This window comes from Alphaproteobacteria bacterium (assembly GCA_005883305.1).
Classification (GTDB): Bacteria; Pseudomonadota; Alphaproteobacteria; order Sphingomonadales; family Sphingomonadaceae; genus Allosphingosinicella.
Genome location: VBAC01000001.1, coordinates 1575315 through 1587655 on the forward strand (window position 1 = coordinate 1575315; position 12341 = coordinate 1587655).

Annotated in this window: 14 protein-coding genes; 8 read left to right on the plus strand and 6 right to left on the minus strand. The window is 67.8% G+C overall.

What is annotated here, in order from left to right; genetic code table 11:
* The first annotated feature begins 1 nt into the window (after position 1).
* Entirely contained in the window at positions 2-259 is a 258-nt protein-coding gene (locus E6G92_07950; GenBank protein ID TMJ19693.1) for an ATP synthase F1 subunit epsilon, read from the plus strand.
* A 42-nt stretch (positions 260-301) separates the two neighbouring features.
* Here E6G92_07950 and E6G92_07955 read toward each other — a convergent pair whose 3' ends face one another.
* Positions 302-646, minus strand: a complete 345-nt coding sequence (locus tag E6G92_07955) for a hypothetical protein (protein TMJ19694.1) — start codon at positions 644-646, stop codon at positions 302-304.
* A gap of 170 nt (positions 647-816) precedes the next feature.
* Between E6G92_07955 and E6G92_07960 the strand changes: the two genes are divergently transcribed.
* A complete protein-coding gene (locus E6G92_07960; protein ID TMJ19695.1) occupies positions 817-2352 on the plus strand; it encodes a CpaF family protein in 1536 nt (511 codons plus the stop codon).
* A gap of 28 nt (positions 2353-2380) precedes the next feature.
* On the opposite strand, the gene E6G92_07965 is transcribed toward E6G92_07960, so the two are convergent.
* Complete coding sequence (locus E6G92_07965; protein TMJ19696.1) at positions 2381-2572, minus strand: hypothetical protein; 192 nt, start codon at positions 2570-2572, stop codon at positions 2381-2383.
* A 50-nt stretch (positions 2573-2622) separates the two neighbouring features.
* Between E6G92_07965 and E6G92_07970 the strand changes: the two genes are divergently transcribed.
* Entirely contained in the window at positions 2623-3462 is an 840-nt protein-coding gene (locus tag E6G92_07970) for a class I SAM-dependent methyltransferase (protein TMJ19697.1), read from the plus strand.
* Positions 3463-3483: 21 nt separating this feature from the next.
* On the opposite strand, the gene phaR is transcribed toward E6G92_07970, so the two are convergent.
* Positions 3484-4026 (minus strand): polyhydroxyalkanoate synthesis repressor PhaR, encoded by a 543-nt coding sequence (gene phaR, locus E6G92_07975; protein TMJ19698.1) that lies wholly within the window; start codon positions 4024-4026, stop codon positions 3484-3486.
* Between phaR and E6G92_07980 the strand changes: the two genes are divergently transcribed.
* From E6G92_07980 to E6G92_07995, 4 genes are all read left to right on the plus strand, one after another.
* The gene (locus tag E6G92_07980) at positions 4025-5101 is read left to right on the plus strand and encodes an alpha/beta hydrolase (protein ID TMJ19699.1); all 1077 of its coding nucleotides are present in this window, start codon (positions 4025-4027) and stop codon (positions 5099-5101) included. The genes phaR and E6G92_07980 overlap by 2 nt on opposite strands.
* Before the next feature lie 201 nt (positions 5102-5302).
* Positions 5303-6478 carry an acetyl-CoA C-acetyltransferase gene (locus E6G92_07985; protein ID TMJ19700.1) on the plus strand — a complete coding sequence of 392 codons (1176 nt, stop codon included), beginning with the start codon at positions 5303-5305 and terminating at the stop codon, positions 6476-6478.
* Positions 6479-6716: 238 nt separating this feature from the next.
* On the plus strand, positions 6717-7499 hold the full coding sequence (locus E6G92_07990) for a DUF1206 domain-containing protein (protein ID TMJ19701.1): 783 nt from the start codon (positions 6717-6719) through the stop codon (positions 7497-7499).
* Between the two features lie 77 nt (positions 7500-7576).
* The gene (locus E6G92_07995) at positions 7577-7873 is read left to right on the plus strand and encodes a hypothetical protein (protein TMJ19702.1); all 297 of its coding nucleotides are present in this window, start codon (positions 7577-7579) and stop codon (positions 7871-7873) included.
* On the opposite strand, the gene E6G92_08000 is transcribed toward E6G92_07995, so the two are convergent.
* The 3 genes from E6G92_08000 to E6G92_08010 form a co-directional block, all read right to left on the minus strand.
* Positions 7870-8709, minus strand: a complete 840-nt coding sequence (locus E6G92_08000) for a metallophosphoesterase (protein ID TMJ19703.1) — start codon at positions 8707-8709, stop codon at positions 7870-7872. The genes E6G92_07995 and E6G92_08000 overlap by 4 nt on opposite strands.
* Positions 8710-8739: 30 nt before the next feature.
* The gene (gene alr, locus E6G92_08005; protein TMJ19704.1) at positions 8740-9774 is read right to left on the minus strand and encodes an alanine racemase; all 1035 of its coding nucleotides are present in this window, start codon (positions 9772-9774) and stop codon (positions 8740-8742) included.
* Between the two features lie 185 nt (positions 9775-9959).
* Positions 9960-11561: an MHS family MFS transporter gene (locus tag E6G92_08010; protein TMJ19705.1), complete on the minus strand. Its 1602-nt coding sequence runs from the start codon at positions 11559-11561 to the stop codon at positions 9960-9962.
* A gap of 148 nt (positions 11562-11709) precedes the next feature.
* On the opposite strand from E6G92_08010, the gene E6G92_08015 reads away from it, so the two are divergent.
* Positions 11710-12192, plus strand: coding sequence for a DUF4281 domain-containing protein (locus E6G92_08015; GenBank protein ID TMJ19706.1), 483 nt, complete (start codon positions 11710-11712; stop codon positions 12190-12192).
* Positions 12193-12341 lie beyond the last annotated feature (149 nt).

Below are 12341 nucleotides of genomic sequence, written 5' to 3' on the forward strand. Positions count from 1 at the left end.
CATGGCCCTGCATTTCGAGCTCGTCACGCCTGAGAAGCTGCTCCGCTCGGACGACGTCCAAATGGTCGTCGTCCCGGGCACGGAGGGCGATTTCGGCGTGATGGAGGGCCATGCGCCCTATATGTCGACGCTGCGCGACGGCGAGCTCGCCATCTACCGCACCTTCCCGGGCGAGCCTGAGCGGATCGCCCTCAGCGGCGGCTTCGCCGAGGTCGGCGAGAAGGGCCTGACCGTCCTCGCGGAGTCCGCCGAAGGCTGACGCGGCCCAGTCGGGCTGAGAGGCTCGGCTGCCCCGAGCGGCCTAATAGGGTCCGGAGCCTCCGCTATGGCCCGGCATCCCGCCGACGCAGTTGGTCGAGACCTTCTCGCCGAGCACATCCAGATTGTCGGCGGCGCCATCGATCGTGTCGTTGGCGTTGACCTGAGTCGCGTTGCGCTCCCGCGGCGCGTGCGCCCATTCCGCCTGCGTCCGGCAGATGCGGCCGGTCCGCATCCGAGTCGCCGTGCGAGTGACCCGGCGGCAGATGATCCGGTCGTCGCCGGTCACCGTGATGTCCGGCCCGGTGACGGAGGATTGAGCGGATGCGGCAGCGGGCGCGAGGCCCGGCGCCGCCATCAGGAGCGAAAGGATGGCGATCTTACGCATTCTACCCCTCCAACATGCCAATCGCCTGTTTTTGCACGGCTCCGCCGCCAAGACAAGCTTGCCGGCCCTGCCCCGCGCCGCCCGCGAGCGCCGGCCGCTGACCGGTTAGGCAATTGTCAAAGTTTCCCGCTTATTCACCACCTCTCCTTGGAGCACGGACCTGAGAGACTATGAGCGCATTCGGTCGACGCAGCGGCGGTGGTGGTGGCAACGGAACGGCGGGTCGCCCGCAATTCGGCATCGCGCAGCCGATGAAGGGCCCCGCGCCGGTCCAGCCCGGCCAGGGCGGCAGCCAGTTTCCGCCGATAGAGCCGGAGACTCTTGGCGCGGACGACGACAGCTTCGCCGCGCCCTCCGGCCCGGTCGACCGCGGCGACGCGATGGCCCGCCTCGCCGACCGCCAGGCGCAATCGGGCGAGCAGGGCAGCTCGCGCAACGAAGGTTTCGAGGCCTCGATCCACCGGATCAAGGAGCAGGTGCTTCCGCGCCTGCTGGAGCGTGTCGACCCCGAGGCAGCGGCGACGCTCAGCAAGGACGAGCTGGCCGAGGAATTCCGCCCGATCATCGGCGAGGTGCTCGCAGAGCTGAAGATCAACCTCAACCGGCGCGAGCAGTTCGCGCTGGAAAAGGTGCTGGTTGACGAATTGCTCGGTCTGGGACCGCTCGAGGAGCTGCTCAACGACCCCGAGATCAGCGACATCATGGTCAACGGGCCGCTTCAGACCTTCGTCGAGCGCAAGGGCAAGCTCGAGCTCGCCCAGATCCAGTTCCGCGACGAGGAGCATCTGCTCCAGATCGCCCAGCGGATCGTCAACAAGGTCGGCCGCCGGGTCGACCAGACGACGCCGCTCGCCGACGCCCGCCTTCAGGACGGAAGCCGCGTCAACGTCATCATCCCGCCGCTCTCGCTTCGCGGCACCGCCATCTCGATTCGTAAATTCTCCGAAAAGCCGATCACCGTCGACATGATGCGCGGCTTCGGCTCGATGTCGGAGAAGATGGCGACGGTGCTGAAGATCGCCGGCGCCTGCCGGATGAACATCATCATCTCGGGCGGCACGGGCTCGGGCAAGACGACCATGCTCAATGCCTTGTCCAAGCTGATCGACCCGGGCGAGCGCGTTCTGACGATCGAGGACGCGGCCGAGCTTCGCCTCCAGCAGCCGCACTGGCTGCCGCTCGAAACGCGCCCGCCGAACCTCGAGGGCCAGGGCGCGATCACCATCCGCGACCTCGTCATCAACGCCCTGCGCATGCGGCCCGACCGGATCATCCTCGGCGAGATTCGCGGACCGGAATGCTTCGACCTTCTCGCCGCGATGAATACCGGCCACGACGGCTCGATGGCCACGCTCCACTCCAACTCCCCGCGCGAGTGCCTCGCGCGCATGGAGAACATGGTGATGATGTCGGACATCAAGGTGCCGAAGGAGGCGATCTCGCGCCAGATCGCGGATTCGGTCGACCTCATCGTCCAGGTCAAGCGCCTGCGCGACGGCTCGCGCCGAACGACCAACATCACCGAGGTCATCGGCATGGAAGGCGACGTGATCGTGACGCAGGAGCTGTTCAAGTTCGAATATCTGGACGAGACTCCAGACGGCAAGATCATCGGCGAGTATCGCAGCATGGGTCTCAGGCCCTACACGCTCGAAAAGGCCAAGATGTTCGGCTTCGACCAGCCCTATCTCGAAGCCTGCCTCTGATGGCAGGCGGGGTGAACGCGACTGCCCGCTAAGCCTTCAGCGCGAAGATTGTGAAGGCGAGCATAGCGAAGAAGCCCGCCACCTGAAGCCCGCGCCACGGCACCCAGCCCGGGGCGTCAAGCGTTCGGCGCTTGCCGCGCCGCGATTCGGCGAGGCCCGCGACGAGCACCAGCGCAAGCGCTGCTCCGTCGGCGCCCCACAGCCATTGTTGCACCGTCATCCGATCTGTTCCATGCGCGTTGCTCCACGCGCCGATCTAGGGAGAGATCAGTGATCCGCCAGCCCGTACGCTCGATTTTTCTCGCCCTCGCCATCGCCGCCGGAACCGCGGGCATCGCCGCCAGCCAGGCCCCGAGCGGGGACGGCCACGAAGACGCGCTCAAGACGGCGATCGCCGCCCCCAGCCGCACCGCGACCAACGTGGCCCGCGACCGCTACCGCCATCCCTATGAAACCTTGCGCTTCTTCGGCGTTCGGCCGTCCGACACGGTGGTCGAAATCTGGCCGGGCGGCGGCTGGTACACGGAGATCCTCGCGCCCTATCTGCGCAGCGGCGGCGGCACTTATTACGCGGCCGCCTTGCCCGGCCAGCAGGAGGGCATCGGGCGAATCCGCGCCCGCGACTCCGCGCTCTACGGGGCGATCCGCCCCGCCGTCTTCCCCGCCTTCGACAGCGCAGCGGCGCGCGTGCCCGACGGCTCGGCGGACGTCGTGCTCACCTTCCGCAACGTCCACAACTGGCGGATGGGCTACCAGCGCGAGGACCGGCAGGATTATAGCGGCGAGGCCTTCCGCCAGATCTTCGCCATGCTGCGGCCGGGCGGGACGCTCGGCGTGGTCGATCACCGACTGCCGGAGAACGCCGACGCCGAGCGCGAGCGCAGCAGCGGCTACATCAAGGTCTCGACCATTCGCCGGCTCGCAGAAGCGGCGGGCTTCCGCTTCGTCGCGGCCTCCGAGGTCAACGCCAACCCGCGCGATACGGCCGATTGGCCGAACGGCGTGTGGACCCTTCCGCCCGCGCTTCGCCTGGGGGACGTGGATCGCGAGCGATATCTCGCCATTGGCGAGAGCGACAGGATGACGTTGAGGTTCGTGAAGCCCGAGTGATCGTCCCCGGGACGCGAGGGTCTAGGACAGCTTGTCGAGCTTCTCCTGGAGCGCGGCGAGCTGGGCTTTCAGCTCGTCGAGCTCGGTCCGCCTCGGCTCGTCGGCCCCCATCGCGCCCGTCAGCGGGTTGCCCTTGGCGGCCGCGGCGGTGAACATTTCCATGTTGCGCCGCGCCATTTCGGCGAACGGATTGGCGGCCAGCGCCCCCGCAAGCGCCTCGCGGAACTTGCTCTGGTTGCGCTGGAGCTGGTCGAGCGAGGCCTCGAGATATTGCGGAACGACCGCCTGCATCTGATCGCCGTACATCGAGATGAGCTGGCGCAGGAAATTGACCGGAAGCATGGTCGTCCCCCGCGCTTCCTCCTCCATGATGATCTGGGTCAGGACCCCGCGGGTGAGGTCGTCGCCGGTCTTGGCGTCGATCACTTTGAACTGGCGCTTCTGGCGGACCATCTCGGCCAGCCGCTCGAGCGTGATGTAGGAAGAGCTTTCGGTATCATAGAGGCGCCGGTTCGCATATTTCTTGATGATGACCACGTCATCGTCCGACCGGGATGCCGCCATGAACCGCTCCTTTGCTGCACCCTCGGCTCTAGCACCAAGGCATGCCGCACCGCAACATCGCCCCCGCCCGCTGCCTCTGTTCCTGGAGTTGCTGCGCAGCGAAACCGCAGCGCATCCGGAGCGGATGAAGACGGCGCTCGAGGGCCTTCGCAAGTATCAGGAAGCGTCGCGCCGAGACCCCGGCGAGCCGATGCCCGCGCTGGCGCAGGCGCACGGCGCGGCGCTCCGCGATTATGGCGGCAGCGGAGTCCCGACCGTGTTCGTCCCCTCGCTGATCAACCCGCCCAATGTGCTCGATATGGGCGACCGCTCGCTGCTTCGCTGGCTGAGCGGCCGGGGACGACGCGTACTGCTGCTCGACTGGGGCTGGCCCGGGCCTGAGCGGCGCGAGATGTCGGTCGCCGGTCATGTCGAGCAGATCCTGCTGCCGCTGCTCGCGGCCCTGGGCGAGCGCGCGATTCTCGCCGGCTATTGCCTCGGCGGGACCATGGCGCTCGCCGCCGCCGGCCCGAGCGGGGCGCCGGGCGTGGCGACGATCGCCGCACCCTGGCATTTCCATGGCTTCCCGGCGGGGTCGCGGCAGGGCTTGATCGAGTTGTGGGACGGCGCCCGGCCGACGGTGGAGGCGCTCGGCCTGCTGCCGATGGAGCTTTTGCAATCGGCCTTCTGGAGCCTCGATCCGGGGCGCACGGTGGCCAAGTTCGAGGCCTTCGCCGACCTGGAGGGCGAAGAGGCGCGCACCTTCGTCATGCTCGAGGATTGGGCCAATGACGGGCCGCCGATATCCGCGGCCGCCGGGCGCGAGATGTTCGAGGATCTGCTCGGCGCGGATGTTACCGGCACCCGCCGGTGGTGCGTTGCGGGCCGCGTGGTCGATCCCCCCGCTTTGCCCTGCCGGGTGCTCGACATCGTCTCGACCACCGATCGGATCGTCCCGGCGGCGACGGCCCACGGGACCGGCGAAAGGCTCGACCTCGATCTCGGCCATGTCGGGATGATCGTCGGCTCGCGCGCCCGGGCCGCGGTCTGGGAACCGCTGGACGCCTGGCTTTCACGCACTGCAGCAAGCTGCTAGGGGCGCCCGCACATTCCATCCCTTCCCACTCATCCTGAGTAGGGACTGAGCTTGGCGAAGGCCCGTATCGAAGGATCGTCCGGAACCGTCCTTCGATACGCCGTTTCGACAAGCTCGCAAGTTTACCCTGAGCGCCTGCCTCGGCAGGCAGTCGAAGGGGCTACTCAGGATGAGCGGAGGTGCTGTCGAGGAGAAAATCCCATGACCGACGTCGTCATCACCGCCGCGAAGCGCACCCCGGTGGGCGCCTTTCTCGGCGCTTTCGCGGCCACTCCCGCGCATGAGCTCGGCCGCGTCGCGATCGAGGCCGCCTTGGCCCAGGCCGGAGTCTCCGGCGAGGATGTCAGCGAGGTCATCCTCGGCCAGGTGCTGACCGCCGGCCAGGGCCAGAACCCGGCCCGCCAGGCCTCGATGGCCGCCGGAATCCCCAGGGAAGTGCCCGCATGGGGAGTCAATCAGGTCTGCGGCTCGGGCCTTCGCGCCGTGGCGCTGGCCGCCCAGTCAATCCAGACCGGCGACGCGACCGTCGTCGTCGCCGGCGGCCAGGAGAGCATGAGCCTTTCCAACCACGCCCAGAATCTGCGCGGCGGAACCAAGATGGGCGATCTCGGCCTGGTCGACACGATGATCAAGGACGGACTGACCGACGTCTTCAACGGCTATCATATGGGGATCACGGCGGAGAATCTCGCCGAGCAATATCAGGTCACCCGCGGCGAGCAGGACGAGTTCGCCGTCGCCAGCCAGAACAAGGCCGAGAAGGCCCGCGCCGAGGGGCGCTTCAGGGACGAGATCGCGCCGGTGACGGTCAGGACGCGCAAGGGCGAGACCATCGTCGAGGACGACGAATATATCCGCGCCGGAGCGACGCTCGAGGGGGTTTCCGGCCTTCGTCCGGCCTTCAAGAAGGACGGCACGGTCACCGCCGCCAACGCCTCGGGCCTCAACGACGGCGCCGCCGCGCTCGTGCTGATGAGCCGCGAGGAGGCAGAGAAGCGCGGCGCGCCGATCCTCGCCCGGGTGGCGAGCTGGGCCTCGGCCGGAGTCGATCCCTCGATCATGGGCATCGGCCCCGTTCCGGCGTCCATAAAGGCGCTGGAGAAGGCCGGCTGGACGATCGGCGATCTCGACCTGATCGAGGCCAACGAAGCCTTCGCCGCCCAGGCGCTGGCGGTCGGCAAGGAGCTCGGCTGGGAGAGCGACCGGGTCAACGTCAACGGCGGAGCGATCGCCATCGGCCACCCGATCGGCGCCTCGGGCGCGCGGGTTCTCACCACGCTCATCTACGAAATGCAGAAGCGCGACGCGAAGAAGGGCCTCGCGACCCTGTGCATCGGCGGCGGCATGGGCATCGCCCTTTGCATCGAGCGCGACTGAGCGCTTCATTCGCGAGGCTGTATCGACATTCCCGGCCTGGAGACTCCCTCTCCCATGGGGAGAGGGCGGGGTGAGGGGTTCGGGCGTGATCGAAAAATCACCAACGCCGTAAACCCCCACCCTACCCTCCCCCTCAGGGGGAGGGGTTAGAAAGCTGAAGGTCGATACAGCGTGCTAACATTGGCGTCGCGGAACGGTCGTGCTTCGCGAGGGTTCAGGCCGCGAAGGGAGGCCGTCCATGATCGGCGCAACGACGTTCCGGATCGTCACCCGGCTCGGCTTCGCCGCGCGCGGGCTGGTCTATGCGCTGATCGGCTATCTGACGCTGCGCAACGGCCGCACCGAGGATCCGGGCGGGGTCATGGAATATCTCGCGAGCACCGCCGGGCGCCTGCTGGTCGCGGGCATGGCCGCCGGCTTCTTTGCCTACGGCGCTTGGCGGCTGCTCGAGGCCTGGATCGATTCCGAGGGACACGGATCGGACCGGAAAGGGATCGGAGTCCGGCTGGCCGGAGTCGGCTCCGGGCTCGTCCATTTGGGCTTCGCGGTCGTTGCGGCCCGGCTCGCCGCGGGCGGCCACGACCATGGCGATTCGTTTAAGGCGGCGGCCGCGACCGCGCTTCATCTGCCGGGCGGCGCTCTCCTCCTCTATTTCGCCGCCGGGATCCTGCTCGGCGTCGGAATCGCCCAGTTCCGCAAGGCGTTGCGGCCCAAATTCCTCCGCCATCTCGAGACCCGCGCCGCCGGCCAGGCGTGGATCGGCTGGCTCGGCCGGCTCGGCTATGCCGCCCGTGGCGTGATCTTCGCGCTCAGCGCATGGCTGTTCTTCCAAGCCGCGCGGTCGCACAGTTCGGCGGCGGCGGGCGGCATCGACGATGCCTTGGGCTCGCTTCCCCGGCCCTTGCAGATGGGAGTCGCCGCGGGCGTGGTGCTGTTCGGCCTGTTCAGCCTGGTCGAGGCGCGCTTCCGGCGCATCGACGCACCCGACCAGGTTTCGCGCGCCAGGCTGAAGCCCGCCTGACCCCACGCCCCATTATGGGACTTGGCGCGCCTATCCCGGCCTTGGACGATTCCCCGCAGCGCCCGTAGAATGGCCGAATGATCGCACTGATCTGGCGTTACGAAGTGCCGGAGGAGGCGCGCGCCGCCTTCGAGACGACCTACGGCCCCACCGGGGCCTGGGCGCAGCTCTTCGCACGCGGCGACGGCTTTCGCGGGACCGAGTTATTCAAGGCCGAGGACGGATCATACCTGACGCTCGACGTATGGCGCTCGCGCGAGGATTTCGAGGCCTTCATGGCCGCGTTCGGCGAGGACTATCAGGCGCTCGATCGAAGCACCGAAAGCTGGACGCTCAGCGAGCATCGCATCGGCGAATATGAGGTGCTCGGCTAAGCCGCGGCCGGTTCCGCGGCCGACCAATTGTCTCCGTCGAAGACGAAGCGCGCCCGGCTGCCGCCGACGAAGGCGGCGCCGTCCCAGCCGATCACCTGCACCTCGACCTCGCGATCCTTGTGGGTGTCGATCAGGTTGAAGCTCTGCGTCTCGCCGTTGCGAAGGCGGGTGGAGGTCGCCGTGCCCGCCTGGATGACGAGCGACGGCCCCGCATTCTTGACCATCCGCCGAGCGCTTTCGGTGAAGCTGCGGTGGAAATGGCCGGCGAGGAGGATATGCACGCCCGCATCGGCGACCGCGTCGAGCGCCTCGCGCTGCCGGCCGACGGCCTCCGACAATTCGCCCGGCTCGCCGATCGGCATCTCGAACAGCGGGTGATGGGTGACGAGGATCTTCGTCCTGTCGGCCGGCACGTCCTGGAAGCGGACGCGGATGATCGCCATCTGCTCGTGGCTGATCCGTCCGTCCTTGAAGGTCAGCGACCGCGCGGTGTTGATTCCGAGCACGGCCAGCCGATCGCTTTCGAACCAGGGGCAGAGGTCGTCCTCGATATAGCGGCGGTAGCGGTGGAGCGGGCGGGTGAAGCGCTGGACGACGTCGTAGAGCGGCACGTCGTGATTTCCCGGAACGCCCAGCGTCTTGAGGCCCATCGCTTCGATCCGGTCGAGAAAGGCGCCGGCCTCGCGATATTGATGGACGCGCGCCCTTTGCGTGAAATCGCCGCTGATGACGACGAGGTCGGGCCGCTCCCGCGCCAGCCATGCCTCGGCGCCGGCCACCACCGCCGGATCGTGGGCGCCGAAATGCACGTCGGAAAGATGGGCGAGCCGCGCCATGGCCCCTGAACGAGCCGGCGCGCGAAGGGTTCAGCGCCAGACTCGCTCGAAGCGGGAGCCGAGGGTGGTCAGCAGCTCGTACTGGCTGAGGCCGGATTGGGCGGAAGCGGCGGGAAGGTGATAATCGAGCGCGATCCAGTCGCCCTCGCCAATCTCCGGCGCCTCATCGACGCAGATCGCCGTAAGATCCATCGAAACGCGCCCCACGACGGCCGCTTGCTTGCCGCCGATGAGCGCCCGGCCGCTGCCGGAGAAGCCGCGCAGATAGCCGTCGGCATAGCCGGCATTGACGATCGCCAGCTCGGTCGTCCGTTCGGCGACGAAGGTCCCTCCATAACCCACTCGCTCTCCCGCTTCGACCCGGCGGCGCTGGAGCACCTGCGCCTCGACCCGCACGACCTGCCGGATGTGCCCCTCCGCCTCGGTACGCGGGACGCCGCCGTAGAGCGCGAGGCCGGGGCGGGTGAGGCCGAAGGCATAATGCGGTCCCAGGCAGATGCCGGCGCTGTTGGCGAGGCTCAGGCGCGCCGCCTTGACCTTTCCCGCCACCGCCGCGAACGCCCGGTACTGCGCCTCGTTCGCGCCGGAATCCTCGTCGGCGCAGGCCAGGTGGCTCATCAGCGTCTCGATGCGAAGGCCGTCGAGCAGGCCCGAGGCGGCATCCGCGGCGGAGAGGCCGAGCCGGTTGATGCCGGTGTCGATCATCACGTCGCAAGGCCGGCCCGTTTCCCGCCATCGCTCCACCTGCTCGCGGCTGTTCAACACCGGGCGCGCCGGAGATTTCAGCGCCGCCGCCATGTCATCGGCTAGCACGCCGTGGAGCACCGACAGGCCCAGCTCTGCAGGCCACGGGCCCAACGCCTCGGCCTCGGCCCAGGTGGCCACGAAGAAATCGCGGCAGCCCGCGGCCTGCAGCCGTTTCGCCACCTCGCGCGCGCCGAGCCCGTAGCCGTCCGCCTTGACCGCCGCGCCGCATGCCGCGCCGGCGCTTCGTTCGGCGAGCCAACGCCAGTTGGCGACGAGTGCGTCGCCGTCGAGCGTCAGCCGGTTCGGGAGGTGGACCATTTCCGGCGCCTAGCGTGGCCGCCCCCCCGAGTCACCCCGGCGAAGGCCGGGGCCCATGAACGCGGAGCCGACGAATGAGAACCGAGCCTTGTCGCCAAGGCATGCGTTCATGGATCCCGGCCTTCGGGGTCCCCGCAAAGTAATACTTTGCGGGGTGCCCCTTCGCCCGGATGACTCCTGAAAGCTCAATCCAAATTCTTTCCCGATGTCTCCGGCAGCCAGAAGAAGGTGACGAACAGCGCCATGGCGACGACGGCGATCGTGTACCACAGGCCCGAGAAGGGATCGCCCGTCCGGGCGACGATATACTGGCTGATGAACGGCAGGAAGCCGCCGAAATAGCCCGTTCCTATATGGTAGGGGATGGAGAGCGAGGTGTAGCGCATCCGCGCCGGGAACATCTCGACCAGCAGCGCCGCGACCGGCCCGTAGGTCATCCCCGAAAGCATTCCGATGACGATGATCGCCAGAACGACCTGGAGAGCGCTCGAAAGAGTCGGCCTCGTCTTTTCGAGCTTGTAGCCTGCGCGGGCGAGCGCGGCGTCGAGCGCGGCGGAATCGTCCGCGCTGACCACCGCCGCTCCGACCCTCAGCTGGTAGGAATCGCCGCTCCAGCCGGGCGCCGCGACCAGCCTGTAGGAGATTCCGCGCCGGGTCAGCGCATCGAGCGCGCGGCCGCAGGGCGTCGCCTGGCGCTGGGCGAAGGGATCGTAGGAGCAGTTCGTCCCCTGAACGGTGACGGGATTGCGATCCCTCGCCTCTGCCAGCTCCGGATTGGCGGCGTTCGCCATCCAGTAGAACAAGGGGAACATGAGGACGATGGTCAACGCGTATCCCGCGACGATCGGCGGCTTGCGCCCGATCCTGTCCGACAGCCAGCCGAACAGGACGAACCAGAACATCGAGAACATCGCCGCGACGCCGATGATCAGGCGCGCGGAGGTGTCCTCGATCCTCAGCGAATTCTGCAGGAAATAGAGCGCCTGGAACTGGGCCGTGTACCAGATCACGGTGAGCCCGGCGGCGATCCCGAACAAAGCGACGAAGATCATCTTCAGCTGGTGGCGCCCGCGGAAGCTTTCCCTGAGTGGGTTGCGCGCGGTCTTGCCCGCAGCCTTCATCGCCTGGAAGACCGGGCTCTCCTTGAGCTTGAGGCGCACCCAAAGCGAGATGGCGAGCAGCAGGATCGAGATCAGGAACGGCAGACGCCAGGCCCATTGCTCGCGGGCCTCCGGCGCCACCAGCCAGTTCGATCCGAGCACCATCGCCACGCTCAGCAGGAAGCCGCCGATCACGCTCGCCTGGATGAAGCTGGTGTAAAGGCCCCTCCTGTGGCGCGGCGCGTGCTCCGCCACGTAGATCGCGGCGCCGCCATATTCGCCGCCGAGCGCGAGCCCCTGCAACAGGCGGCAGGTGACGAGCATGACCGGCGCCGCCAGTCCCACCTGGGCGTAGGTCGGCAGCACCCCGACCGCGGCGGTCGCGATGCCCATCAGGGTGATGGTGATCAGGAAGGTATATTTGCGGCCCAGCCTGTCGCCGAGGACTCCGAACAGGATCGCGCCGATCGGCCTGACGCCGAAGCCCGCGCCGAACGTCGCCAGCGTCAGCAGCAGCGCCGCGGTCGGGTTGGCGGTGGGAAAGAAATGGGCGGCGATGACCGGCGCCAGCGTGCCGTAGATGAAGAAATCATACCATTCGAAGACCGTGCCGAGCGAGGACGCGACGATCACCAGCCGGTCGCGCTTCGCGTCGACCACATAATCGTCCGCCGCGGCGTCCGTCATCCCGTCCCTCCCTTTTGCGCGAGCTTAGGCGGTGAAGCTTCGCCGGAGCAAGGTCCATCGGAGCGTCTTCGACCGGCGCCGCAATGGTTCGGCCTTTGATTGACATCGCGCGCCCATCGCCCATGATCCGGCCGGGGGGACGAAGCCGATGCCCTGCACGATCCAGATCGCCGACGCCGTTCCCGCGTTCACGGCGACGGTTTACGACCTGTCGAAGATGATCGTCATTCCCGGCTGGCTGCTGCTCGCCGCGAGCCTGTTCGCGCCTGCTTGGCGGCCGGCCCTGTGGAAGCTGACCCAGTTCGTGCTCCCGGCCCTCCTCTGCCTCCTTTACCTGCTCATGGTCTGGGACGGACGCGGCGGCTTCGACGATTTCGGCGCTCTGACCTTCTTCAGGCTCGAAGGCGTGAGCTGCCTCTATCGGAATTTCAGCGCCCTCAACGCCGGCTGGCTTCATTTCCTCGCGCTCGATCTCTTCGCCGCGACTCTGATCGTGCGCGACGGGCTGGAGCGCGGCATGCCGAGGCTGCTGCTCTTGCTGCTTCTGCCGCTGATCATGATGCTCGCCCCGGCCGGCCTGCTGCTCTACATCGTCCTGCGCTTCGCCCTTCGGCCCAGGCCCGCCATCTAGAGCGGAATTCGACCGGGCGCTGTTCCCCGGCGGAGGCCGGGGTCCAGGAGCCCAAGGCTTTTTGCAGTGGCGTCCCGAGCCCGGCGAGCGCCGGGCCTGGGCCCCGACCTTGGGTCCCATCAAAGTAGTACTTTGATGGGGGCCCTTTC